Source organism: Clostridium sp. AF19-22AC, assembly GCF_003479085.1.
Lineage (GTDB): Bacteria > Bacillota > Clostridia > Lachnospirales > Lachnospiraceae > Faecalicatena_A > Faecalicatena_A orotica.
In genome coordinates this window covers 1-26,229 of record NZ_QUGN01000026.1, presented here as the reverse complement: position 1 = coordinate 26,229, position 26,229 = coordinate 1, and the positions used below count along the sequence as shown (strand labels likewise).

Below are 26,229 nucleotides of genomic sequence, written 5' to 3'. Positions count from 1 at the left end.
CGGCAGCCTGGAGTGTGTTAGATAATTGGCAGGAGGCAGGTATGAAGAAGGATACAATTGCCGCAATTTCCACAGGTATGACGAATTCAGGAATTGGAATCGTGCGTATCAGCGGGGATGAGGCATTTCATGTGATAGATAGGATTTACCATGGGAAAGAAAGGCTTTCTGAGGCTGAAAGTCATACGATCCATTATGGATACATCAAAGATAAAGACGAGACAATTGATGAAGTACTGGTTATGCTGATGCGCTCACCCAGAACGTTTACAGGTGAAGATACCGTGGAAATTAACTGCCACGGGGGAAACTATGTAGTAAAAAGAGTGCTGGAGACGGTCATCAAAAATGGTGCAAGACCCGCAGAGCCGGGGGAATTTACAAAGCGTGCGTTTTTAAATGGGAAGTTAGATTTGTCACAGGCGGAGGCCGTGATAGATGTGATCACATCCCAAAGTGAGTATGCGCTTCAGAGTTCAATCAGCCAGCTGAAAGGCAGTGTCAGGAAGAAGATAGAGGATATCAGAAAACAGATTATTTATCATACTGCATTTATTGAGACTGCGCTGGACGATCCGGAACATATTGATATAGACGGTTATGGTGAGACTTTGAAGAAGGTTACAGAAGAACTGTTAGTTGAAATAAAGAAGCTGATCGATTCATCTGACAGTGGGAGAATCATGAAAGAAGGAATCCAGACAGTCATCGTGGGAAAACCAAATGCAGGAAAATCGTCCCTTTTGAATGTCCTGGCGGGGAAGGAGAGAGCGATCGTAACGGATATAGAGGGGACGACACGCGATGCCCTGGAGGAACAGATTCAGCTGAAAGGACTTACGCTGAACATGATCGACACAGCGGGCATCAGAAAAACGGATGATATTATTGAAAAAATGGGTGTCGATAAGGCAAAAGAGTATGTAAAAAATGCCGATTTGATTATTTATGTTGTAGATGCATCCAGACCTCTGGACAGTAATGACAGAGATATTATGGAGCTTTTGGACGGCCGGAAGGTTATTATTTTGTTGAATAAATCAGATTTAACTACCGTAATAACGAAAGAAAAAATGCAGGAAGAGATTAATCAGACAGTTTTAAACAGCAGAGGCAATACAGAAGCTGGAACAATTCCGATGATTGACATTTCAGCGAAGGAAGAACAGGGATTGAATGAGTTGGAAGAAACCTTAAAGGAGATGTTTTTACATGGAGAGGTTTCATTTAATGATGAAGTATATATTACGAATATCAGGCAGAAAGCCGCGCTAATGGATGCATGCGGGAGCCTGGAAAAGGTTATAGAAAGTATCGACAATCAGATGCCGGAAGACTTTTTTTCGATTGATCTGATGGATGCATATGAGTCACTCGGAAGTATAACAGGAGAAACGATAGGAGAAGATTTAGTCAATGAAATATTCAGCAAATTCTGTATGGGAAAATAAAGACGGTTATGATATCGCAGTTGTAGGCGCAGGACACGCAGGCTGTGAGGCGGCGCTTGCGGCGGCAAGGCTTGGGTTTCGTACGGTTATATTTACGGTTAGTGTTGACAGTATCGCGCTGATGCCGTGTAATCCGAATATTGGAGGCAGTTCGAAAGGACATCTGGTCAGGGAACTGGACGCACTTGGCGGGGAGATGGGAAAAGTTATTGATAAGACGTTTATACAGTCAAAGATGCTGAATAAGTCCAAGGGGCCAGCTGTACATTCACTGCGTGCACAGGCCGACAAATCCAGCTACAGCCGCACGATGCGTCAGGTCCTTCAGGATCAGGAAAATCTGGATATCCGTCAGATGGAAGTAACAGATATCCTTGCGGACAATCATAAGGTTACAGGGGTACAGACGTATTCAGGAGCTATATATCCATGCAGGGCGGTAATTCTGTGTACAGGGACTTATTTGAAGGCGAGGTGTATTTACGGTGATGTGAGCACTCAGACAGGCCCTAACGGGCTTCAGGCGGCAAATTACCTGACAGAAAGCCTAAAATCCCTGGGAATACAGATGTACCGCTTCAAAACCGGTACTCCGGCAAGAATCGATAGAAATTCTATTGATTTCAGCAAGATGGAAGAGCAGAAGGGAGATGACAGGATCGTGCCGTTCTCCTTTACGACTGACCCGGAGGATGTACAGATCGATCAGGCTTCCTGCTGGCTGACATATACGAATGAGAATACACATGATATTATAAGAAAAAATCTGGACCGTTCACCACTGTTTTCGGGGATGATTGAAGGCACGGGGCCGCGATACTGTCCGTCTATCGAAGATAAGGTAGTAAAATTTGCAGATAAGAACCGTCATCAGGTATTTATCGAGCCCGAAGGTCTTGATACAACGGAAATGTATGTGGGCGGAATGTCAAGTTCATTACCTGAGGACGTGCAGTTTGCGATGTACAGGACTGTTCCGGGTCTGGAAAATGCTAAAATTGTCAGAAATGCATATGCAATTGAATATGACTGTATCGATGCAAGGCAGCTGAAAAGTACGCTTGAGTTTAAAAATGTGGAAGGATTATTCAGCGGCGGGCAGTTCAACGGAAGTTCAGGTTACGAAGAAGCGGCCGCCCAGGGACTTGTAGCCGGAATTAACGCGGCAAGAAAGCTTCAGGGAAAAGAAGGAATTATAATTGACCGTTCAGAAGGATATATCGGCGTTTTGATTGATGATCTGGTGACAAAAGAGAGCCATGAACCGTATCGTATGATGACTTCCCGGGCAGAATACCGCCTTCTCCTCCGTCAGGACAATGCAGATATGAGGCTGACAAAGCTTGGATATGAAGTGGGACTCATCAGCGGGGAGAGATACCAGAAACTTCTGGAAAAGGAAAAATTGATCAATGATGAGATTAAACGGGCGGAGCACACCAATATAGGCACGTCTGCTGAGGTGCAGGAACTTCTTGCGTCCCATGGCAGTACACCGCTTACATCAGGGACTACACTCGGGGAACTGATCAGACGGCCAGAGCTGTCTTATGAAGCATTGGCTCCAATTGACAGACAGCGGAAACAACTGCCGGACGATGTGATTGAGCAGGTCAATATCAATATCAAGTACGAAGGTTATATAAAAAGACAGCAGCGTCAGGTAGAACAATTTAAAAAATTAGAGAAAAAGATGATTCCGGAAGATATAGATTACAACAGTATCCAGAGTCTGCGTATTGAGGCAAAACAAAAACTTACGGAAATCCGTCCAGCATCCATCGGACAGGCTTCCAGAATATCAGGAGTCTCACCGGCCGATATATCCGTACTTCTCGTTTATTTGGAAAGCAGGTAGGACTTTGGTTTACTGGCAATAAAATTTGAAATGGGGGCATATATGTCAAATAAGTTTGAAAACCAGTTAAAAGAGCTGGATATAGAATTAACGGAAACACAGAAACAGCAGTTTAATAAGTACTATGAATTACTGACAGAGTGGAATAAAGTCATGAACCTGACAGGAATTACTGAGTATGATGAGGTTAATGAGAAACATTTTGTTGACAGCCTTGCAATTGTAAAAGCTGTTGATATGAATGGAGTAAGCTCGGTGATTGATATAGGGACAGGAGCAGGGTTTCCCGGGATCCCACTGAAAATTGCATTTCCCCAGCTCCATGTGGTGCTTTTGGATTCCTTAAATAAAAGGATTAAGTTTTTGGATGCAGTAATAGAAGAATTGGGGCTAGAGGATATTATAACACTGCACGGAAGGGCAGAAGACTATGCCCGAAAAGAGGAATATAGGGAAAAATTTGATTTGTGTGTATCCAGGGCAGTTGCAAATCTCGCAACACTCAGTGAGTACTGCATACCATATATACGGGTAGGGGGTATATTTATTTCATATAAATCTGGAAATATTGAGGATGAATTAAATGCTTCAAAAAAAGCAGTAAATGTGTTAGGAGGCAGTTTAGAAGATACAGTTAAATTTCAGCTTCCGGGAACAGAAATAGGCAGATCATTTGTGAAAGTAGAAAAGAATAAGAATACAGCTAAAAAGTATCCGAGAAAGGCAGGACTGCCCGGAAAGGAACCGATAGTATAATGAAAGCGACGGTATCAGCCATACCGTCGCTTTCATTATTGTACATTTATGAGGGACTATCTCATTTGAGGTGTTGGTATTATTCGTCGGCACCATCGATATCAAAAAGTACTTTAACCTGATCGATAAATTCATCTGGTGATTCCAGCTGCGGAAGGTGCTTTGTCTTATCAATTCCAATGACTTCTATAGATGGGAGATGATTCTGATACTGGTTTGCTATCAGAGCATTCTCCGGATTAGCATTTCCTACTATAATAAAGATACTGTTATTAATATCTTTGAGACAGTGGATGACATTTGCATTTGTAAATCTTGATTTAATACTTGCATAGAGATATTTTGAATGTGTGCTGCATTTGTGTGAAGCTTCAAAATATGTCATAATTGTTCTTTCTTCCAGCTTATTCTGATCGTATAAATACTGGCTTCTGAAATCCTCTTCAATTGTACGTTTGTTAATACGCATATTATAGATAAAGGTACCTAATACAGGGGTATTAATAATATGTTGTATCAGTTTGGTACGCTTAGTCGGTATCTTTGCAAGGGACACAAGATCCCCGGGGTTTACAAGCATAATCTTATTGATAACTGTATTGTCATTTGCACATGCCATTAATACAAAGGTACCGGATTCTCCGGTGGCTATGACATCTGTCTTTTCTCCAATTACATGGTGAATAAAATCGGTGATCATCTGAACATACAAGTAATTAGTATAAGTAAGATTAGGCTTCTGTGAACGTCCGCATCCCAGCAGATCTATGGTATAGACTGTATTTGTTCTGGAAAGTCCGGCAACAATCTTATTCCATTCATATGCTGAACTGCTGACATCTAAATCATGTATCAGTAAGATTGGAGAACCTTTCCCCTGCTTAGTATAATATATACTGCCGAATCTCCAGTCATAGTACTTTTCATCTTTATTATATAATAGATTATCTATCGTAGAAATGTAGTAAACCAATCTATTAACAACATGCATAATACCTACGGTGGTACCTGCTAAAACAGTACATGTTGTGAGTTTCTTTTTCCAAGTCAAAGAATCACCTCTTTCAAAATTTATATTTATTAAACGAATGGGCTTAACAAGATATATTTATTATTATACTACAACGGCGGCTCCAAATAAAGAAAAACTTTAAGTGGAGAGAAAGAATTAAGAATTTAGAAAAATAAAAAAATTAAGACAGTAAAAAAATCTAAATGTTTCACGTGAAACATTTATTTACATAACCAAAAAGTCAAAGCTAAATCTGTTTTTTTGACCATTCCCTTTCAGTGTAAAACTTCCTAATAAATTTGCAAATGTTTATATAAAATTCTATGTTTCACGTGAAACATTAGGTAGATATACGCTTTAAAAGGTGATATAATAATGAGGTGTTCAATGAAAGGAGTATTAAAATGGGAAGAATTATAGCAATAGCAAACCAAAAGGGCGGTGTAGGGAAGACTACTACAGCTATTAATTTATCAGCCTCACTGGCCAGCTGCGGTAAGAAGGTTCTGGCTCTGGACATGGATCCTCAGGGAAATATGACCAGTGGACTTAGTGTGAATAAAAATGAGGTTGAAAATAGTGTATATGACCTGATTATAGGAAATGCCGGCATTGAAGAATGCATTTGCAAAGATGTTTTTGAAAATTTGGACGTTCTCCCATCTAATATTGATTTATCAGCAGCAGAGATCGAATTGATCGGCGTTGATAATAAAGAATACATCATAAAAAATGAGATAAATAAGGTAAAGGACAACTATGATTTTGTTATTATTGATTGTCCTCCTGCATTGAGCATGCTTACTATAAATGCGATGACAACAGCTGATTCGGTTCTTGTTCCGATTCAATGTGAATATTACGCATTGGAAGGTTTGAGTCAGCTCATCCATACGATTGAACTGGTTCAGGAAAGACTGAATCCCACACTAGAGATAGAGGGTGTTGTCTTTACAATGTATGATGCCAGGACAAATTTATCACTGCAAGTTGTAGAAAATGTTAAGGACAACCTGGAACAGAATATATATAAGACAATTATACCGAGAAATATTCGTTTAGCAGAGGCTCCAAGTTATGGTATGCCTATTAATTTATATGATCCTAAATCTGCAGGGGCAGAGAGTTATATGTTGTTAGCAGACGAAGTAATACATAAAGGAGAAGAATAATATGGCAGTAAAAAGAAATGGTCTCGGAAAAGGTCTGGATAGTCTGATTCCTGATAGAAGTGATAAGGCGGCTAAGAAGCCGGGTAATACTTTAAACAAGGCGGATGCAGAGAAAAATAGCAATGAAAAAGTAAGTGAATCCGGCGAAATACTGGTGAAGATTAATCAGGTTGAGCCAAACAGGGACCAGCCGCGTAAAGAATTTGATGAAGATGCATTGCTTGAACTGGCTGATTCTATCAAGCAATTTGGCATACTTCAGCCGCTTTTAGTCCAGAAAAAAAAGGATTATTATGAAATTATCGCCGGTGAGAGACGGTGGAGAGCGGCAAAGCTGGCCGGAATAAAAGAAGTGCCTGTAGTGATTAAAACATATACAGATCAGGAAATCGTAGAGATATCCCTGATTGAAAACATACAGAGAGAAAACCTTAACCCGATAGAAGAAGCCATGGCATATAAGCGGCTGCTGGAAGAATTCAGCCTAAAGCAGGATGAAGTTGCAGAAAGAGTATCTAAAAGCAGAACTGCAGTTACAAACTCTATGCGACTTTTAAAACTTAGTGCAAGAGTACAGCAAATGATCGTAGATGACATGATTACAACCGGACATGCCCGTGCACTCCTTGCAATTGATGAGGAAGAACAGCAGTATGCAATAGCAAATAAAATATTTGATGAAAAGCTTAGCGTAAGAGAGACTGAAAAGCTTGTAAAGGCATTGAAAAATCCTAAAAAGGTACAAAAGCCGGAAAAACCAGAGCATACATTTATCTATGATAATCTGGAAGAGAAAATGAAGAGCATAATCGGTACAAAGGTAAATGTCAGTCCGAAGACGAATGGAAAAGGGAAAATAGAGATTGAATATTACTCAGAAGATGAACTCGAACGTATATTCGATCTGATTATGTCTATCAAAGATAATTAGTAAATTCAAATCGGATCAAAATAAGGCACTGCAAAATGGGGAGAATATGAGTAGAGGAGAGTCAGCGTGAATAATTAAGAAGGAGATATAATAATGGAAAATAGTTTATTAACCAGCCTTGGAATAGATCCGGCATATTTTATAATATTACTATTTTTGATTCAGGTTCTGCTGTTTATACTGCTTATCAGTGTAAATATGAAATATAACCGCCTGAAAGTAAGCTATAATTCGTTTATGAAAGGGAAAGATGGGAAGAATTTAGAGGAAAGCATACTGGCAAGGTTTGCCGAACTCGACGAGGTTACTGAACTGGCCAAGAAAAACGAGCAGAATATTAGTGATATTTATAAGAAAATGAAATCTCATTACCAAAAGATTGGTATTGTAAAATACGATGCATTTCATGAAATGGGAGGAAATTTGAGTTTTGCCCTGACAATGCTGGATGAGGAAGATAACGGGTGGATTTTGAATGCAATGCACAGCAGAGAAGGCTGTTATACCTATATTAAAGAAATTGTAAAAGGGCAGAGTTATATAGAGCTTGCGGAAGAAGAAGTAGAATCTTTGGAAAGAGCAATCTATCAGGATGCCTATGGCTTGAAAACAGATCTGGAGCGTGGTCTGTAAAAAAGTTGTTTACAAACAGTTTTTCATGTATAGTTATTCATAAAAGATCAGTATAAAGGATATATAAAATTGAGGAGGATACTATGTTAGACATTAAATTTGTAAGAAACAATCCAGAAGAGGTAAAGCAGAACATCAGAAATAAGTTTCAGGATTCAAAGCTCCCATTAGTTGATGAAGTACTCGAACTGGATAAGAGAAACCGGGAGATTAAACAGGAAGTAGAAGCACTGCGTGCAGAGAAGAATAAGATTTCCAAACAGATTGGCGCCCTCATGGGTCAGGGAAAAAAGGAAGAGGCAGAAGCTGTTAAAAAGCAGATTGCTGAAAATGCTGACAGAATAGAAACACTTTCTGCAGAGGAAAAAGAAGTAGAAGAAAACATCAAACAGAAGATGATGATTATACCGAATATCATTGATCCATCTGTTCCAATAGGAAAAGACGACAGTGAAAATGTAGAAATAGAAAGGTACGGCGAGCCTGTAGTACCGGACTTTGAGATTCCATATCATACTGAGATCATGGAGAAGTTTAACGGAATTGATCTGGACAGCGCGAGAAGAGTTGCCGGAAATGGATTCTACTATCTGATGGGGGATATAGCGCGCCTTCATTCCGCTGTAATCTCATATGCAAGAGACTTCATGATTAATAGAGGATTCACATATTGTGTACCACCTTTCATGATCAGAAGCAATGTCGTAACAGGCGTTATGAGTTTTGCAGAAATGGATGCCATGATGTATAAGATCGAGGGTGAAGACCTGTATCTGATCGGTACAAGTGAACATTCCATGATCGGTAAATTTATTGATACACAGCTGACTGAAGAGGAACTTCCCCAGACACTGACAAGCTATTCGCCATGTTTTAGAAAAGAAAAAGGTGCACACGGAATAGAAGAGAGAGGTGTATACCGCATCCATCAATTTGAAAAGCAGGAAATGATCGTTGTCTGCAAACCGGAAGAGAGTATGCAGTGGTATGATAAGTTGTGGCAGAACACGGTAGATCTGTTCCGTTCACTGGATATCCCTGTCCGTACGTTAGAGTGCTGCTCAGGAGATCTGGCAGACCTGAAAGTGAAATCAGTAGATGTTGAAGCTTGGTCACCGAGACAGAAAAAATATTTTGAAGTAGGAAGCTGCTCTAACCTCGGGGATGCTCAGGCAAGAAGACTGGGAATCAGAGTAAAAGGTGCAGATGGCAAATATTTTGCGCATACACTAAATAATACAGTAGTGGCGCCGCCGAGAATGTTGATTGCTTTTCTTGAAAATAATCTCCAGGCAGATGGTTCTGTAAAGATACCGGAAGCACTTCAGCCATATATGGGCGGAAATACTGAAATTGCTGTAAAAAAGAAATAGATTTGGAGAACATTATGCATCAATACCTAAAAGCAATTGGTTTCAATAACTTGAAGACAAAGAATGATTTAAAAGAACTTCTGAAACAGGTAGAAACTAATTTTACGCATCAGACAATTGTGTCATATAAGGATTGGGCAGATTACTGTGAGTTCCAGAAGGAATACGGGCAGAATGTAGGTATTACAATCTGCGGCGAACTAGATGAAGAAGAGAATTTTGATGCAGATTATTACTTTCCATATTTTGAAGGAAGCGGAATCACTACTTATGCAGATGTAGCCGTAGACAAAAGAATTGAAAAGGAACAGTATGTAGGTATCTGTGAAGACCCGAAAGTCGGCATCAGCCTGATCTTCCATCTCCAGAATGGAATTGAGTATATGAGGGAGCGCCAGCTGGGACTCGTGAACGGCATGGCGACCTCAGTTACGTTTTCAGGGCTCGCATTGTCAGGAAAGATACTTTTTCCTGTGAGAAAGAGTGAGGAACAGGTTAAGACGGAGAGGGAGGCATCCGATAACAGAAAACTGCTGCTTGATGCAGCAAGAAGCGGTGACCCGACTGCAATCGAGACACTGACGCTTGATGATATCGATACATACTCAAAGGTATCGAGACGTCTTATGAAAGAGGATATCTTCACCATCGTTGATACATATTTTATGCCTTATGGTGTGGAATGTGACCTTTACTCAATCATGGGCGAGATACTGGCCGTAAGAAAGCGGGAGAATATCCTGACAAAAGAACCTTTATATCAGATGAAACTCGATGTGAATGAGCTGCAGTTTGATATCTGCGTTCCTGCAAACGAGGTAATGGGGGAACCAGAGATCGGCAGACGTTTTAAAGGTACTATATGGCTGCAGGGATATATTAATTTTTAAATAAAACGGGAAGAATGAAAGAAGTATAGGAAATATATAAAGTTTCATAACTATAAAATTTAAAATTCTTCTAAAATTCTTCCCGAAAAAAGTTGAGAAAATTTGAGTTTCATGTTATATTAATAGTTGTGTTCAGGAAATAAGTAAATAAAGTTTTATAAGTTTCTGTAGCTCAGCAGGATAGAGCGTCCGCCTCCTAAGCGGAAGGCCAGCGGTTCGAATCCGCTCAGGAACGTTAATGAAAAAAGTCGGAGATACCTTGGAAAATAAAGGGCTTCGGCTTTTTTGTTTGGAATAATTGGGGGGTGAGAGATTTGATAATGAAAATACCGTTTTTGCTAATTGGAGAAAAAAGCAGTTAAAAATGCTGTAATTTAAAATGCGAATGTTGTTATCTTTTTTCTTGTTTATAATGATATCAGTTCCTAGTTATGCATAGTTAAACTTACTACTGCTTCCGTTTATAATAAGTGCTTGGCTAAGTTAACGCCTAAAGAAGAAAGTAAATATCAAGCAATATTAGAAAAATAAACAGAGAGAAGAAAATTTGAAAGAAAAAATTTTTACAATCAATATTATTTAGCAGCACGTAATTGTCCAAAAAGATTAACCTTTTCTATGTGGATTTATGTGTTAAAAAGCCTGTAAAATGGTACAATGGAATTGTAAGAAAAAAGTTTTAAGGTTGCAATTTGTGATTTCAAGTATAGAAAAATACTAACTTGAGAATTCAATTTGCAATTTCAAGTTTAAGAAAGGATTAAATGTATGGTAAAAACAGAACAGACCACTTTGGCAGAAGCAGATGAAAATATACAGATATCAACTGTAGAATCAGCTCAATCTGATATAAAAAATTTTATATATGTGGTTCGCAATCAGCAAGTGATGATAGACAGCGATTTAGCAATGTTATATCAAGTGGAAACGAGGACGTTGAATCAAGCCGTAAAAGAAACATGGCACGATTTCCAGAAAAATTTCGTTTTCAATTATCTGAAAGTGAATATGAAAACTTGAAATCACAATTTGTGATTTCAAGCAATGAAGAAAGTGGTCATGGTGGCAGACGTACGCTTCCTTAGTTGGAATATCAGAAGCGGACGGATGAAAAGCTGGAGCAGATATTTGAATACATATCTGAGCATGAAGAAGCAAGCCAGAAGATATTTTTTGATGGACAGATTTATGATGCGTTTAGCCTGATTGTCAGTTTGATACAAAAGGCAGAAAAAGAAATTGCACTTATAGACGGATATGTAGATGTGGAAACATTGAATTTGTTTTCCAAGAAAAAAGAAAATGTGGCTGTGACTATTTACACGCAGAAACGGACGCGGCTTACGAAAACAGATATGCAGAATTTTAATGCACAATATCCGACATTGAATGTGAAATATACAAATGTGTTCCATGACCGTTTCTTAATCATTGACAGAGAAAAAGCTTATCATGTGGGAGCATCATTAAAAGATGCAGGCAAAAAATGTTTTGGCATTAACCTTATTCAAGATGTAGGAATTGTCAAAGACATATTGCAACGGTTAGAATTGGAAATGGAGGAATAATGCTTTAAACCGCAAATAGCCACTTCAAGTTTGACGGAGGCAAACGGGGAGTGAGAGAATATATTTGTCTTTGGGTAACAGCAGGGATATAAAGGGATTAGTTAAACTTATAAGGAAGCTGCTTTATACCTGGAAAACCATCTCCTAAGCGGAAGGCCAGCGGTTCGAATCCGCTCAGGAACGCTAATGGAAAAAGTCGGAGATACCTTGGAAAACAAAGGGCTTCGGCTTTTTTGTTTGGGAATAATAGGGGGCAACCCCTAAAGAAAAAAATTGTGGATGCGTAATATAATTTAAAAAACGACTTTCAATTTGATGGGGGTATATAAAATGAAAATTATTGAAGTAACAGACAGAAATTCGCTGATAGAGCAGTTATTAAAAGTGTGGGAAAGTTCTGTAAAGGCAACACATCTCTTTCTATCGGTTAGTGAAATAGAAGACATTAAGAAGTATGTACCACAAGCACTTAATGAGATCCCCCAATTAATTATTGTTGAAAACGAAAATCAAGTTCCAGTTGGTTTTATGGGTATTGTAGAACAACACCTTGAAATGCTTTTTATTTCTCATGAGGAAAGAGGGAAAGGAATTGGTAAAGAACTGCTTAAATATGGAATAGATAAATATTCGGTTAATGATTTAGCCGTTAATGAACAAAATCCTCTTGCTAAAGGTTTCTATGAATACATGGGGTTTGAAGTTTATAAAAGAACAGAATGTGATGAACAAGGTAATCCATATCCACTTTTATATATGAGGTTAGCTTGATAAATTTCAAAAGCCACAAAGACAACATTCCGTTCTTCATCTATATGTGTCACTACAAAATAGTCTGAAAGTATATCAGTCATGTAAAACTAAAGCAATTGTAATCATTTGAAAACCATGTATAATTAATATTAATATAGATTAGATTGTAAGGAGGTATATTTGTGAAGCGGATTACGTTAGGTACGACGGGCATTACTGTGCCACAGAATGCTTTTGGCGCCTTGCCTGTTCAGAGGGTGGACATGGAGATGGCGTCTTTGATTTTGAGGAGGGCTTATGAGGGTGGTATGACTTTTTTTGATACCGCAAGGGCCTATAGTGATAGTGAGCAGAAGATTGGTAAGGCGCTGGGAGAGGTAAGAGATAAGATTTTTCTTGCCAGTAAGACAATGGCGAGGACGCCGGAGGCGTTTTGGTGTGATCTTGAGGAATCGCTTCGGATGCTTCAGACGGACTACATAGATATCTACCAGTTTCATTGTGTGGATACTTGTTACCGGCCAGGGGACGGGACTGGCATGTATGAATGTATGCAGAAGGCGAAGGAGCAGGGAAAAATACTCCATATTGGCGTAACTTCCCATAAGCTTGAAGTGGCAAGGGAGTGTGTAAAGTCGGGACTCTATGAGACAATGCAGTATCCGCTCAGCTATCTTTCTATTGACAAGGAGCTGGAGTTGGTTGATATGTGTAAAGAACAGAAAATGGGATTTATTGCCATGAAGGGTCTGGCAGGAGGGCTGATTAACAACTCCCGCGCGGCTTTTGCGTTTATGTCCCAGTTCGACCATGTACTGCCGATATGGGGGATTCAGAAGCTGGAAGAGTTGGAGGAGTGGCTTGGATATATGGAGCATCCTCCGGTTCTGGATGAGGAGATAACTGCATTTATTGAAAAGGAAAAACTGGAGCTGACAGGGGATTTCTGTCGTGGATGTGGATACTGTCTGCCGTGTCCGGCTGAGATTCCAATCAATAACTGCGCAAGGATGTCACAGATGATCCGAAGGGCGCCATCTGCTGACTGGTTAAGTCCCCAGTGGCAGGATAATATGAAGAAGATAGAGAATTGTCTGAATTGTGGCGAGTGTAAGAAGAGGTGTCCTTATGAGCTCAATACGCCGGAGCTGTTGAAAAAGAATTATGAGGATTATAAGAAAATTCTGGCGGGGGAAGTGGATGTCTAGAAGCAGTGCAGGATGAACTTCTTAATCCGGAGTGACTGATGGTGGAGAAAAAAATTAGCGTGCAAAGTGCTGGAAATTTAATGTTTCCGGCACTTTTTATTTTTTAGCATTACTTCATTTTGAAATTACCAGAAGGAGAAAATAAATATTGACAAAGATAAACATCATCAATATAATACACGTACATTAAGAGAAAGATGTACTAATTAACCGGTTAGTTAATTGGAGGAAATGTATTATGATACTGGATACGTTCTTTTATGAGGGGACTAAATTTATAATTTCTTATTCGGCGGTATGGGAACTGTTTTTTTCAATGCATGTATTGGCTAATCCAGAGCATCATATATCCCGAAAGAAATGGGCAAAATTGAAAGAGGAAGAATATCCGGATTTGATAAAAGAAATAAGAGAATTGAGCTGTTTAACGGATTCATGGCTGTTAGTCATTGATTCGGAAAAATGGGAAGAGATATCTCAGTTAGAAATACCGGATATGCTTATCTTTTTTCGCAAAAAGAATATTTATCAATGGAATGCATGGGTTAAATGTTCTGAAACAGGAAAAGAAATGTGTATCCAAGAAAGAAATAGAATATTAGATGTGATAGAAAGGTATTATACATATTCTTTTAAAATGGAAGAAACGATTTTGCGGCAATATATTTTACAAATTTTACAAAGAGAAAGGGACAAATGTAAAAAAGAAGGGGTATGGAGTTGGTGCGAAAGAATTCATTCAAGGTTAAAAATAACACAAAATGAAATTGTGTATAAAAAAGATCAAGAATATAAATATGGGAAACAGGAAATAGATAGTGTGACTATTACGGCGAGCACATTTGTATATCCTCATTTGTGGATGAGCAATAATAAATATCGGTTAGAAATGGTTAAGAGTGTAATGGTTGAGAATATAAAAGCTGATATTCCGGAAGAATTTTCGAATGTGTTCAAAGCGTTAGGAGATAAAACAAGACTGAAAATAATTCAACTATTATTACAAGGAATATGTACGACACAAGCGTTAGCCAAAAAAATGCAGTTAAGTGAGGCGGCAATATCGAAACATTTAAAGATTATGTTGGAGGCTGGTCTGGTGCGAAAGATAAGAAAAGGAGTTTATATAGAATATGAATTTAGAATGGAAGTAATTGATTTTATTCCATATAAATTTTATGAAACAATGTTAATTTAGAATATGAGGAGGTGTGGAGAAGATGTGGAGGGTAATTTTTTCGACGTATAAAAAAATCCGAACAGGAATTATTAGAGCGGTACCGTGGTCATTTATGGTTTCAAGAATACTAACTGGTGTTACACAGATTGTTTTTCCATATTTTATATACTATTACCTTATGTATGGAAATATAAATGCAGACTTCAGCAAATATACAGAAGGGGCTGACTATATGACTTATATTGTATTAGGTTCTGCGCTAAATGTTTTAGCTGTTTCTACATTGATGAATATAGGCCGGGCTCTTATAACTGAATTAAGAGAGGGAACTTTAGAAGTTTTATTATTGTCTCCGGCCCCGAGAAAGTATTATTTTCTCGGCTGTTTATTAGAACAAACAACACGGGCATTATTAGAATTTGGAACAGTGTTAATAATAGGCATTCTGTTGGGTGCAAATTTGAAATATTTTTTTTCATTGAAAGTATTTATAGTCATTATTTTAGCAATATTAAGTTTTTTTTGCATGGGAATAACGTTATCATCGGTAATGTTATATACAAGAGATACATATTTAACACAAAACACGTTGTTTGTCACAATGAGTTTAGTATGTGGTATAGTTTACCCCATTCAATATTTACCACTTTATATACAGAACCTAGCACAGATTTTTCCATTAACACCTGCAGTGACTTTATTCCGAAACGTAGTAATAGGTAATCAAAATCTGATGGAAAATCATGTATTGGTATCACAAATTATTATTTTATCGTTTGTATATCTGATAATTGGAATCGTATGGTATAAAACGATGGAACGGAAGTTAGTGGAAAATATATTTGGATAAATTACAGGTTAGGAGCAAAAATGGATAGTGAGAAAATAGTGGCGAGAAATTTGACTAAGGAATATGTAGTTAAAGAAAAAAGGGGAATGTTTCAGGCAAAAAGTAAAAAAATTGTACGGGCAGTTAAGGATATTTCACTAGAAATTCCGCAGGGAAAAATTATTGGCGTTTTAGGAATAAACGGAGCAGGGAAGACGACGACAATTCGTATGCTGGCATCTATTATTGAGCCAACATCTGGAAGTATTACAATGAATGGAGTTGATGCGGTAAAAGAGCATTTGTGGGTAAAAGAGAAGATTAATGTTATTTCTGGCGGAGAAAGAAATTTATATTGGAGATTGACTGCAAAAGAAAATTTGAAATTTTTTGGGAATTTATATGGATTAAGTGGTAAGGAATTAAATGATAAAATCGAACAATTACTAAAGGTAGTAGGATTGGAAGCGGCGGCAGATACTCCTGTTGAGAGATATTCGAAAGGAATGAAACAGCGTTTGCAAATTGCAAGAGGGCTGATTAATGATCCGGAATACATTTTTTTAGATGAACCAACACTGGGGTTAGATATTGTTATTGCAAAGGAAATTCGGAATGTCATAGCTGGGTTAGCAAAGAAAAAGAATAAAGGAATATTATTAACAACGCACTATATTAGTGAGGCCGAAGAATTATGCGATTATATTTATGTGTTAGATAAAGGGGAAATTATTGCACGGGGTACGAAGGGAGAACTGAAAGCGTTATTTGACTGTAAACCCAAATTAGTTCTTCAAGAGCCGGGATTAGAAGAAATACTTATGAAAATAATTCAGGATTCGCGGGAGGTGAAGAATGAAAAAGATTGTATTGGTAATTAAAGCAGAGATTGTGAAACAACAGAGGCATGATTACCACTCTGCATATGTATATTTATCACTGCTAATTTGGCCTGTTTTAGGATTCTTTGAGGTGTACTATACATATAAACCGTTTGAATTTTCAGGGGATATGGGGATATCAGGCCATAGGGAACTGTTAGCTTTTCTGGGGACAGGTTTTATGGCATATACGTGTTTTTGGTCAATGGTGCAGAATGCATGGTCAATGGCACATCAGGAACGCACAGGAGGTACATTGGAAATAACGTTTCTTTCACCTGCGAATAGAATGGCAATGCTTTATGGAAAAGCACTCGGTGCGCTGATGCAGGAGACATGGATGTTTTCTTGTTTTTGCATTTTTATTTTGTTTTATACTAATACAATTCAAATATATAACATCTTTTTACTGCCATTAGTTTTTGTGTTATTGATGATATCGTCAACAATCTGGGGTGGAATGTTGAATGCTATTTTTATGTTTTCCAGAGACGCATCAATTATTATGAATGTGTTTGATACTCCAATGGTATTGTTTTCAGGAACGAGAATACCAAGAGAATGTTTTCCGAAATGGGCACACATTCTCTCTTTATTTTTCCCGTTGACCTATTGTATTAATATTATTCGGTTTGTGCTAAAGATAAAAGTTGGAGAGCAAAATTGGCGTATTGATTTAATAGAATTAATAATTTGTTTAATAGTAATGTTTATGATAACATTTTTTTTAATACGTAAAGTTGAAAAGCACAATAGAAAAACGGGAGAATTACAGTTCTATTAAGTAAAATAATAAGGTACTACCTAACCGTCTATCGGTAGTACCTTTTCTAATCTCATTCTAACAAATAGGCTGCGGATTGTTTAATCTATATATACTGTTCTTTCACCTCGACTAATACGCCAAGTGCATCCGATGTATCGAAATATTCGTAAGCCTCATACCCCTTTTCCTGTTTAAAAATGGATTCGAAGCCTGCATTTTTTACAATCTCTTCATCATTTTCCAGAGGTCCGTCTGATAACAGGCAGATGGAGCAGATTGACGTGCCGTGTTCTTTTAACCAGTCTGCCCAGGGATCATTGTTTCCGAGAGGCTGGATAATTTCGAACCAGAAATTATCACTGAAAACACTCTCCACTTTCATAGGTGTATCTGTAATATCAGCACCTTTATACTTCGTAAAAGGTGTTCTTACCTCTTTGTGTTCTCCATCCTGCGCTTCCGGCCCTTTCCCGGTTCCCAGCAGTGTTTTATATGCTGCAGCTGTTTTTTCTAAATCGTCTGTCACTACAATTACTTTAACGATATTCGTTGATGATAATGCCATTGTTGTCTCCCTCATGTAATATTTTATTATTTACTTGTTTCTTTGATTACCCGGTCTATTTATTCGTAAAACCGCCGTCCGTAATGATCTCAGCACCTGTCACATAAGACGATTCATCGGATGCCAGGAATAATGCAACTGCCGCGATTTCGCTGGGTTTTCCGATATGACCGATAGGGAGCTGTGAAATGATATTGTTCCGTATCTCGTCATTGTCATGTACAAAGTCTGTAAACCCTTGTGTCTCTGTCGGTCCGGGGCTTATGGCATTTGCCCGGATCCCCTTTTCGGCAAGCTCGCCTGTGAAAGAACGGGCCATAGACCTGACCGCCGCTTTTGCCGCATTATAAACGATGGCGTTTTTCCCGCCCTGAAAACCTGCAATGGATGAGATGAGAACGATTGCGGATTTATCAGACATAAACGGAATAAGCTTCTGTACTGTGAAAAAGGCAGAAAAAACATTCAAATCCATAATCAGATGGAACTCTTCCGGAGTGATTTCCGGGATCGGGTTTTGAGGTCCGTTTCCGACAATCGGAAGTACTGCCTTGACTTTACGCCCTGTTTTTTTTACGGACTCGGCTATTTTCTCCAGATCCTCTACCTTGGTTGCGTCAACCTTCAGAATATCGATAACCTGACTGTTTCCCTCATATACTTTTTTAGCGGTTTCCAGATCATAATCAGCTACAATCAAATCGGCGCCTTCACTCATAAAACGTTCTGCGATAGCCCTGCCGATCCCGTTTGCAGCACCTGTAACAACACACAATTCTTTATCCAATAATTTATTCATAAATTTCTACCGAACCTTTCTGTGTCTAAACGATATACTCAAAGAATTCAAATTCTGCTTTGGATTCATAGCCGGAATAATCAACCGCGGCCAGACCTACGAATGCTCCTGTAAAAAAGCCGCCGTAATGGGAATTCACATAATCATCAGACAAAATCATGGCATCATATTTCACAGGTATTCTGTTCCAATCTTTCCCGTTGAAGGAATATTCATAAAAATAGTCCAGATGATCGACAACTGTCTTGAACCATATCCATTCGGCATTTTCTGGAATTTTCACAGCGTTGTCTTTCAGGGCAGAAGTGTATCTGCCATTGTCGCACTCGGCAGCTTCAATTACATTATTGCCTTCATCGTCTTTTGTAATGAAGATCCAGGACCAGTGCTCACTATTGTAATAATTTGCAAGACCTGCCATTGCCTGATAGCCGCAGGGGTTGAATTTTACCTTTGTCACAGCCTCAAACTCAAAATCTTTCCATCTTCTTGCAATAAAGGATGGGTCGAATTTATTTGAAAGAGAGCCACGGCCTATTAATTCAAGTTTTCCGCCTCCAGTCTTTCCCATTTTCCCAGAAAAAGGTACCCGCAGTGTGTTCCACTCACCATTCAGCTTATCCGATGAAAAATCATCATAAACGGCATTGGTTTCAGGTGCCTCCGTATATATGGCATCCTTCGGGGCATCCACTTCCTTCAGGCCGCCGTGCCCGCCTTCGATCCTCGGCCAATGCTGGTCATCCCAATAGACCTTCTGGATGCTTGTTTCACGGCCAAGCGGACACCAGCCTCTCGGATCATAAATATTTTCTGTCGCATGGTGGAGCGGTCTTGCACAAAGAGAAGCATAATACCATTCTCCGGAAGGGGTCTCGACAAGGGAGCCATGTCCCTGCTTCTGGAGATAATGGTCGGGCGTGTCGAAGTTGGTTATGAATGGGCCGTCCGGCTCTGTTTCATAAGGTCCGGTCAGATTCTTTGAGCGGGCAACAACTTCCTGATGTGTCCAGATTGTTCCACCCTGTGCTGCAAATATGTAATAATATCCATTAATTTTATAGATATGCGGTCCTTCAACTGTTTTTACATTCGTACCTTCATATACGGTCTTTGCGGTCTCTGGTTTCAGCCTTTGGCTGACCACGTCATATTCTGTAAGGGTCAGTCCGTTAAAGGGATTGTTATATTCACGGTGATCCCATGTCTGCTGGATGAGATATTTTTTCCCGTCATCATCATGGAAAAGAGATGCGTCAAAACCAACACCGTTCAGCTTAATGGGACTGCTCCAGGGACCTTTTATATCCTCTGCGGTTACAAGGTAGTTATACATATCCTTAAACGCACCTTCTACCACTTTTACATCTGTGTAGACGAGCCAGAACTTTCCGTCAGCATAGGACAGGTCAGGCGCCCAGATACCGCCGGAGCATGGATTGCCTTCCATGTCAAGAAGTTCTACACTGTCCAGAATAGATGTGGTCAGATTCCAATGTACAAGATCTTTCGATTCATGAACTCTGACACCGGGAAACCACTCGAATGTGGAAGACGCAATATAATAAGTATCGTCCACTCTGATCATAGACGGGTCCCCGTGAAAACCTGTAAGAACCGGATTCATTATTTTCATCTTTATTCTCCTTTATATTTTAAATAGAATGCCTTTTGTTTCCTAACTATTTCAACGCTCCGGCACTCATGCCCTTTTCAAAATTCTTCTGCATGGACAGGTAAACAATAATCTCTGGGATTGCAGTAATTACGGCTGCCGCAAGTATTTTAGTCTGGTCATTTGTAAACTCGCCCTGGAAATACTGTGGGAGCAGTGTTACTGTCTGCATGCTCGGGCTTTGCAGGAACAGAAGCGGCAGGAGATAAGAATTCCATGCGTTGATGAATGTCAAAACAATAATAGAAGATGCAATTGGTTTGGTAAGCGGGAGGATGATATACCAAAACATGGAACGGACATTCGCACCGTCAATTCTTGCTGCCTCCATCAATTCATCCGGAATTCCGGTGGCAAAATTTCGTGCAAGCAGAATTGAGAACGGCAGCTGCAGTGCAGCACTTGGCAAAATGACTGCCCAGAAGGTATTAAACATGTGCATCTTCTGAAATGTTACAAATAAAGGTGATAACATAATGACTTCCGGTAAAGTTAACGCAATCAGAATCATCCAGAAAAATACTTCTTTTCCAAATATATGTAGTTTTGCAAATCCAAAACCGGCTGTCATACTGAAGATATACACCAGTATAATGACACCTGCTGTGATGATGAGTGAATTTCTAAAATAGGTCGGAACCACACCTGTGTCCCATACTGCCTTATAATTTGAAAAACCTGTTCCACCAAGAGAACCAAGAAACATCTGTATGAGTGGAATCGCATAAGGTATTGTCATCAGCAGCAGAACAATCTGTAAAATAACTTTGTTTTTTAAACTTCTAACTTCAAACATTTTACGACTCCTCCCCTTTATTCATCCTATTGATAAGCAGCGCGCCACAGATTGCCAGTACAAGGAGCACTACTGATATTGCTGCTGCATAGCCAAGATGAGACTGCCTGATCCCCTGTCTGTAAATATAGGTACCCAGAAATTCTGTTGCATGATTCGGCCCGCCGGTTGTAACCAGATACGGTATGTCAAATGTCTTTAAAGCTCCAATGATTCCAAGCATTGCTAAAGAAATGATAGTGCCTTTGCAGTTCGGAAGTACCATACTGAATAGCGTTCTGATATTTCCTGCCCCGTCCAGATGCGATGCCTCAAGCATTTCTTTATCAATCTGGCTCATTGCCGCATAATATAAAATGAAGCTCATTCCTGTGAACTGCCATACAGCGATCATCATAAGGATAATCAGCGCTGAATTTGATTTCGACAGCCAGTCAACAGTGATACCGAGATGGAACAAGTTAAATATATCCTGCAGAAGCCCCTGAGGTGAAAACAGAAGTCTGAATACCGGTGCCATTGTTGCAGGAGCCAGAATTGTCGGTATAAAAATCAAACACTTATGCAGTGTGGCGAGCTTTACTTTTGTATGCAGAATTGCGGCAAATATAAAGCCTAAAAAATTCTGGACTAAAAATGTAACGATGAAATAAACAATTGTGTTTGTAATAGCTTTCCAGAAAACCCAGTCAGAAAACACCTTCGTATAATTGCTTATCCCTACTTTTGTCTGAATCGGGTCAAGACCATTCCAATTTAATGTAGACAGGTCAAATGTATAAAATATGGAATAATATATAATACCTACAACAAAAATAAATGCCGGAAGAATCCACGGGAGTCCATTCATCTTACTGGATTTTTTTGCTTTATTCTTTTTCATATTTAAATCTCCTCAGTTCTAACTGGCAGGGGGCCATAAAACGGCCCCCTTTGTCAAAATATGGTCCCTTATTCACTGTCAGCCTGAGTTGCTGCAAGCTGGGCAGCCCCGTCTTCCGGAGTCATTGTCCCACCTGCCACGCCGGCCAGAACATCCATCATTGCCTGATTCATATCTGCATTGATTGCTCCAAAGCGCGGGTTATCTCCGCTGTTCATAGCATTTTCAATATAATCTTTAATTTCGTTATTCTGCTTCTCAGGATTTACCAGTTTTACATTATCCCAATCTGGAGTGATAGATTTCAGTGAAGGAACAACGTTCAGTGTGTCAGCAATCATCTGCTGTCCGCTTTCAGAAGTTCCGAGCCAAACGGCAAATGTAGTTGCTGCCTTGATGTTTTCTGATGTCGCAGATACCGCTGTTGAGTAGTCCAAATCGCCGAACATGGAGCCTGTATTTCCTGTTCCTGCGATATCAGGGAATTCGATCGGTATCATTGTAAATGGTTCTTCTGATGATGCTGCGGACTCGATTGCAACCTTCATCGTTTCAGGCAGCGTATTGGATGTATACCAGGAGCCCATCATAACCATGGCTGCTTTCTGGGACATAAACAGATTGTTTGCCTCTGGGTACTGCTGGATACCAAGAGCACCTTTTTGCATAATTCCGTCGTCGAATAAGCATTTCCACAACTCCAGAGCTTTTACGATGGATTCATCTGTCCACTCTGCTTCGCCCCTTGCTGCTTTGGTAAAAAGCCCCGGTTCTACATTGTCAGCGATTGCATGGAAGGTATCCATGTTAAATGCACCCTGCCCTGCACCTTGGACGAAACCTTCAATACCATTATCTCTAAAGGTCTGGCATGCTTCCTTCCACTCGTCATAGTTAGTAGGGATTTTTACATTGTATTTATCAAAAAGGTCCTGGTTGATCCAGAGATTTCCTGCATATACACTTCCGACTCCCAGTCCTTTCAACTGCCCGTCGACCGTCATGGTTGTAATAGACGCCTCGTTGAGTTTATCCTCATAATCATCACCTAAGGCTTCCTTAACAGCATCGGTTAAATCAATAGCCTGTCCGCCGAATACCTGAATCCCGCCGTTTGCTGATCCCGCTGAAACCTGAAAAGCATCAACACCCTCGCCATTAGCTAAGGCAGGTTTAATAGTTGCATCATAATCATCGATTGTGGTCTGTTTCCATGTTACCTTGATGTCCGGATATTCTTTGTTAAACTCGGCAATATATTCTTCATTTGCCGGTGACCCCGGAGTCCATCCCCACCAGACAACTTCGCCTGATGTTTCCGTTGATGTATCTTCTTTCGGTTTGCTGCTGCCGCACCCGGCCAGCACAGTTGACGTCATCACCATTAAGGCTGCTAAGCCTGCTGCTGCAATTCTTCTTTTTTCCATTTCTTTTCCTCCTTTTTTACCTGCTTGTTAAGTGCCTACTCTATTTTACAAACGCTTAAAGCGCCATTAGAGTCTTTACTTTCAAAACACTGTTTAAATATTCTTCATCTGTATTAAGATGCTCAATGATGAATGGCATGTTATCATCAAAGGATAATGCTTTTTCGATCAAATATCTGATATTTATCCCGCCGTTACCGACATTCGTTTCTCTGAAAAACAGGGTATAATTCTCCTCCATCCTGACATCTTTCAGGTGGCAGCTTCTGATATGCTCGCCCAGCTTCTCGAAACATTCGTTTATAAATTCTTCATTCAAAAAATATCTTCTCGGCGTCGTAATCCAGTTAAAAATATCCATGTGAACGGCAAACCGGTCCCTGTCCACAGATTCAAGCAGCTGAAGATATTCATCGGGTCCGGTTGGAAACATCCATGGCATTGACTCAATCGTAAAATATGTGTTTTGGGGATTTACCGCATCAATAATCTCCTGAATTGTCTTTACACCAAGTGTCCATGTTTCCTTTGAAAAATTTTCTTTATAGGCGCCGTCCCAGCGGGGACCTCTTGCTCCTATAATATTCACACAGCAGCGGGCACCGATCCTGTCCGCAAGTTCTAACTGGCCAATTGTATACTCTATAGCCTCTTTGCGTGCGTCTTTATCTAAATCCAGTGTATTGCGCCAGACTCCAACTTCTGCGATCATAAGATCGTTTTTTTCTGCTTCTTTCACATATGCGTCGATAAGTGCATCGTCGTCTTTGTAAGAGAGTGGAAAGTTGACAGATCCAAGACCTAAAGTTTTATGTTTCACAGCCCAGTCTTTCGGGCTGCTGTGCTCTAATGGTGAAGATGTCCCAAGTCTCATATTTTATATCACGCCTTTCTATTCCGGTTCGTGTATCTCGTATTATTTATTATAACTTTCGAGAAGTTCAACTACACATTTCAGGTCCGGAGCATCGAAATAATTATATTCTCCGCTGCCATCACCATAAACACCTCTTTGAACCAGTGTCATGCCGGCTGCTTCCATATTAACGACGGCAGTTTTTGAATCCTCTACCTGAAATGCAACGTGGTGGATTCCTTCACCCTTTTCATCGAGGTAGTTTCTCCATGTGGAAGGCTCCTCGTTCGGCTGGATTAATTCAAGCTGCAGTCCCGGGCCAACATCAAAGAAGGCCATCCAGCAATAGGCATTCGGGGCAGGCTCACCCTGAAACTGTGTTCCTGTAACTTCATAATCTCCGATTGGCTGTGTCTCCGGGACATCTACACCTAAAAATTCGGCCCATTTCTTCTTTGTCTCCTCAACATCCTTTACAATAAATCCTACCTGTGCTACTAATTTTGTTCCTATTACTCCTGACATGTTCTGTCTCCTTCCTGGGTTTTACCCAATTAAAAATTAAATTTCATCTATAAATCCACCTGGTTTTAAAGGCTCTGGCCTTTCGCAGGTAGTTTTCATTTTGTAAAACTCACCCATTTCAGAAGAAATCATGATTCCCTCTATTGCTTCGGTAATATGCATAATTAAGGTTCCATTTGCCCTGTTTTCTGAGTTTGTCTCTATCGCATCCGCAAGGTCGAGCACCCCTATGCCCCTTGAATAATCTTTTACTCTGGGATATAATTCCGGAAGCTCATAGAACTTCTCTTTTCTGGCGAGAGCTTCTTCAGTTTTCTGGTAAACTGTATCTGTGTACTGTTCTTTACGGTACACTTTCGGAGTGCCGCCGCCGTAGTTCGGGTCCGGATAGGTGAGTGTGCCGCCGTCTCCGTAAATTTCAAACATGGGAAGGTTTGAACCGTAAATATCAAAGCTTACGTTGAGGTTCACAACGACGCCGCTCTTTAATCTTAATATAGAAGAATAATGAGTTGGAACCTCTGTTTCTATCTCTGTTCCCGCATGCGGCCCTACATAGAGGTGCCTTGTCCTGCCGGCTGTCGCATCAAAAGCGGCAATGCTTTCTATAGGACCGAGCAGTGAGACGATTGCAGAGAGATAATACGGCGCCATATCAAACAGGGGGCCGCTGTTCTTTTTATAAAAAGGTACTGGGTTCGGATGCCATGTTTCCACACCGAAGGTTGTCATGTTTGCTGTTAAAAAGAATGGCTTCCCGATCAGGCCGGCATCCAGATAATATCTCAGACTCTGAAGCCCGGATGAAAGAAAAGTATCCGGTGCGCATCCGACCTTGACGCCCTTTGCCTCTGCCAGATCCAGAACTTCCTTTGCCTCCTTCAGACTGGGGGCAAATGGTTTTTCACTGAAAAGGTGCTTTCCGGCCATTATGATCTGTCTGCCCAGTTCAACGTGGAACTGCGGCGGCGTAAGATTTATGATAATCTCAACCTCATCATCGTTTAACAATTCTTCCGGGGTGTATGCCTTTTTTATATCGAACTCCGATGCCAGTTTCTGCGCAAGTTCTATATTAATATCTGCACAGGCAATGACATCCAGCTTTTTATAAAATGCTTTTATATCGGCAAGGTATGTTCTGCTAATCACTCCGGAACCAAGGATGCCTATTTTAAATATTCTCAAAGTCATTCTCCTTTTCTGCTGAATTTTCTACAAACCATTTTGCAATGTGTTTTTCTATTTATATAGTATCTAACTTTTTCACAAATTTCTTTTAAAAACTTGTGTACCATATGTGCATATTTTGTTATGTTCCTATAGCAGACTTGATATTGTGTCCATAAAAATCATGTGTTTTTACGTATTTTTGTTAATTTTGTATGCATATTGTTCTTTAAAGCTGAATTGAAAAAGTAAATTCCAGTGCAGGACTAAAT

At 39.7% G+C, this 26,229-nt stretch carries 26 protein-coding genes, 1 tRNA gene and 1 pseudogene; 18 read left to right on the top strand and 10 right to left on the bottom strand.

Features of this window, described 5'->3' with window-relative positions:
- Positions 1-41: 41 nt before the first annotated feature.
- Genes mnmE through rsmG form a run of 3 tightly spaced genes read left to right on the top strand, consistent with a single transcriptional unit; the run spans position 42 to position 4,065 of the window.
- Positions 42-1,451, top strand: coding sequence for a tRNA uridine-5-carboxymethylaminomethyl(34) synthesis GTPase MnmE (mnmE, locus tag DWX43_RS22165; RefSeq protein WP_118621898.1), 1,410 nt, complete (start codon positions 42-44; stop codon positions 1,449-1,451).
- On the top strand, positions 1,417-3,309 hold the full coding sequence (gene mnmG, locus DWX43_RS22160) for a tRNA uridine-5-carboxymethylaminomethyl(34) synthesis enzyme MnmG (protein WP_118621897.1): 1,893 nt from the start codon (positions 1,417-1,419) through the stop codon (positions 3,307-3,309). The genes mnmE and mnmG overlap by 35 nt, the downstream gene beginning before the upstream one ends.
- A 42-nt stretch (positions 3,310-3,351) precedes the next feature.
- Complete coding sequence (gene rsmG, locus DWX43_RS22155) at positions 3,352-4,065, top strand: 16S rRNA (guanine(527)-N(7))-methyltransferase RsmG (RefSeq protein WP_118621926.1); 714 nt, start codon at positions 3,352-3,354, stop codon at positions 4,063-4,065.
- A 79-nt stretch (positions 4,066-4,144) separates the two neighbouring features.
- Here rsmG and DWX43_RS22150 read toward each other — a convergent pair whose 3' ends face one another.
- Entirely contained in the window at positions 4,145-5,116 is a 972-nt protein-coding gene (locus tag DWX43_RS22150; RefSeq protein WP_118621896.1) for an alpha/beta fold hydrolase, read from the bottom strand.
- A 365-nt stretch (positions 5,117-5,481) separates the two neighbouring features.
- Here DWX43_RS22150 and DWX43_RS22145 point away from each other — a divergent pair, with 365 nt between their 5' ends.
- The 15 genes and pseudogenes from DWX43_RS22145 to DWX43_RS22085 all read left to right on the top strand — a co-directional run bounded on the left by DWX43_RS22145 (position 5,482) and on the right by DWX43_RS22085 (position 17,279).
- Positions 5,482-6,249 (top strand): AAA family ATPase, encoded by a 768-nt coding sequence (locus DWX43_RS22145; RefSeq protein ID WP_109733274.1) that lies wholly within the window; start codon positions 5,482-5,484, stop codon positions 6,247-6,249.
- Between the two features lies 1 nt (position 6,250).
- Positions 6,251-7,180, top strand: coding sequence for a ParB/RepB/Spo0J family partition protein (locus DWX43_RS22140; protein ID WP_109733275.1), 930 nt, complete (start codon positions 6,251-6,253; stop codon positions 7,178-7,180).
- A 93-nt stretch (positions 7,181-7,273) separates the two neighbouring features.
- A complete protein-coding gene (locus DWX43_RS22135; protein ID WP_109733276.1) occupies positions 7,274-7,813 on the top strand; it encodes a DUF4446 family protein in 540 nt (179 codons plus the stop codon).
- Positions 7,814-7,896: 83 nt separating this feature from the next.
- Positions 7,897-9,186: a serine--tRNA ligase gene (serS, locus tag DWX43_RS22130; protein WP_109733277.1), complete on the top strand. Its 1,290-nt coding sequence runs from the start codon at positions 7,897-7,899 to the stop codon at positions 9,184-9,186.
- Positions 9,187-9,200: 14 nt separating this feature from the next.
- Positions 9,201-10,076 (top strand): DUF3881 family protein, encoded by an 876-nt coding sequence (locus DWX43_RS22125; protein ID WP_109733278.1) that lies wholly within the window; start codon positions 9,201-9,203, stop codon positions 10,074-10,076.
- A gap of 161 nt (positions 10,077-10,237) precedes the next feature.
- Positions 10,238-10,311: transfer RNA gene (locus DWX43_RS22120), tRNA-Arg, on the top strand.
- 533 nt (positions 10,312-10,844) lie between these two features.
- A pseudogene (locus DWX43_RS27695) lies at positions 10,845-11,012 on the top strand (ORF6N domain-containing protein); the annotation flags it as partial.
- A gap of 23 nt (positions 11,013-11,035) precedes the next feature.
- Positions 11,036-11,161: an ORF6N domain-containing protein gene (locus DWX43_RS27690; RefSeq protein ID WP_347559316.1), complete on the top strand. Its 126-nt coding sequence runs from the start codon at positions 11,036-11,038 to the stop codon at positions 11,159-11,161.
- Positions 11,162-11,644, top strand: coding sequence for a hypothetical protein (locus DWX43_RS27685; protein WP_330582303.1), 483 nt, complete (start codon positions 11,162-11,164; stop codon positions 11,642-11,644). It abuts the gene before it with no gap.
- Positions 11,645-11,974: 330 nt separating this feature from the next.
- Positions 11,975-12,415 carry a GNAT family N-acetyltransferase gene (locus DWX43_RS22110; RefSeq protein WP_118621895.1) on the top strand — a complete coding sequence of 147 codons (441 nt, stop codon included), beginning with the start codon at positions 11,975-11,977 and terminating at the stop codon, positions 12,413-12,415.
- A 164-nt stretch (positions 12,416-12,579) separates the two neighbouring features.
- Positions 12,580-13,605 (top strand): aldo/keto reductase, encoded by a 1,026-nt coding sequence (locus DWX43_RS22105; protein ID WP_118621894.1) that lies wholly within the window; start codon positions 12,580-12,582, stop codon positions 13,603-13,605.
- A 238-nt stretch (positions 13,606-13,843) separates the two neighbouring features.
- Positions 13,844-14,803, top strand: coding sequence for a metalloregulator ArsR/SmtB family transcription factor (locus tag DWX43_RS22100; RefSeq protein WP_118621893.1), 960 nt, complete (start codon positions 13,844-13,846; stop codon positions 14,801-14,803).
- A 22-nt stretch (positions 14,804-14,825) separates the two neighbouring features.
- A complete protein-coding gene (locus tag DWX43_RS22095; protein ID WP_118621892.1) occupies positions 14,826-15,635 on the top strand; it encodes an ABC transporter permease in 810 nt (269 codons plus the stop codon).
- Between the two features lie 20 nt (positions 15,636-15,655).
- Complete coding sequence (locus DWX43_RS22090) at positions 15,656-16,495, top strand: ABC transporter ATP-binding protein (RefSeq protein ID WP_118621891.1); 840 nt, start codon at positions 15,656-15,658, stop codon at positions 16,493-16,495.
- Positions 16,470-17,279, top strand: a complete 810-nt coding sequence (locus DWX43_RS22085; protein WP_118621890.1) for an ABC transporter permease — start codon at positions 16,470-16,472, stop codon at positions 17,277-17,279. The genes DWX43_RS22090 and DWX43_RS22085 overlap by 26 nt, the downstream gene beginning before the upstream one ends.
- Positions 17,280-17,364: 85 nt before the next feature.
- Here the strand turns inward: DWX43_RS22085 and DWX43_RS22080 are convergent, their stop codons facing one another.
- The 9 genes from DWX43_RS22080 to DWX43_RS22040 form a co-directional block, all read right to left on the bottom strand.
- On the bottom strand, positions 17,365-17,826 hold the full coding sequence (locus tag DWX43_RS22080; RefSeq protein ID WP_182440793.1) for a VOC family protein: 462 nt from the start codon (positions 17,824-17,826) through the stop codon (positions 17,365-17,367).
- 55 nt (positions 17,827-17,881) lie between these two features.
- Positions 17,882-18,625, bottom strand: a complete 744-nt coding sequence (locus tag DWX43_RS22075; RefSeq protein WP_118621888.1) for an SDR family oxidoreductase — start codon at positions 18,623-18,625, stop codon at positions 17,882-17,884.
- Positions 18,626-18,650: 25 nt separating this feature from the next.
- The gene (locus DWX43_RS22070; protein WP_118621887.1) at positions 18,651-20,261 is read right to left on the bottom strand and encodes a glycoside hydrolase family 43 protein; all 1,611 of its coding nucleotides are present in this window, start codon (positions 20,259-20,261) and stop codon (positions 18,651-18,653) included.
- A 46-nt stretch (positions 20,262-20,307) separates the two neighbouring features.
- Positions 20,308-21,096, bottom strand: coding sequence for a carbohydrate ABC transporter permease (locus DWX43_RS22065; RefSeq protein ID WP_118621886.1), 789 nt, complete (start codon positions 21,094-21,096; stop codon positions 20,308-20,310).
- Position 21,097: 1 nt separating this feature from the next.
- Positions 21,098-21,979 (bottom strand): sugar ABC transporter permease, encoded by an 882-nt coding sequence (locus DWX43_RS22060; protein WP_118621885.1) that lies wholly within the window; start codon positions 21,977-21,979, stop codon positions 21,098-21,100.
- A gap of 68 nt (positions 21,980-22,047) precedes the next feature.
- Entirely contained in the window at positions 22,048-23,406 is a 1,359-nt protein-coding gene (locus DWX43_RS22055; RefSeq protein ID WP_118621884.1) for an ABC transporter substrate-binding protein, read from the bottom strand.
- Between the two features lie 55 nt (positions 23,407-23,461).
- Complete coding sequence (locus DWX43_RS22050) at positions 23,462-24,280, bottom strand: TIM barrel protein (RefSeq protein WP_118621883.1); 819 nt, start codon at positions 24,278-24,280, stop codon at positions 23,462-23,464.
- A 42-nt stretch (positions 24,281-24,322) separates the two neighbouring features.
- Positions 24,323-24,787, bottom strand: coding sequence for a VOC family protein (locus tag DWX43_RS22045; protein ID WP_109733290.1), 465 nt, complete (start codon positions 24,785-24,787; stop codon positions 24,323-24,325).
- Positions 24,788-24,823: 36 nt separating this feature from the next.
- Positions 24,824-25,975: a Gfo/Idh/MocA family oxidoreductase gene (locus DWX43_RS22040; protein WP_243099442.1), complete on the bottom strand. Its 1,152-nt coding sequence runs from the start codon at positions 25,973-25,975 to the stop codon at positions 24,824-24,826.
- Positions 25,976-26,229 lie beyond the last annotated feature (254 nt).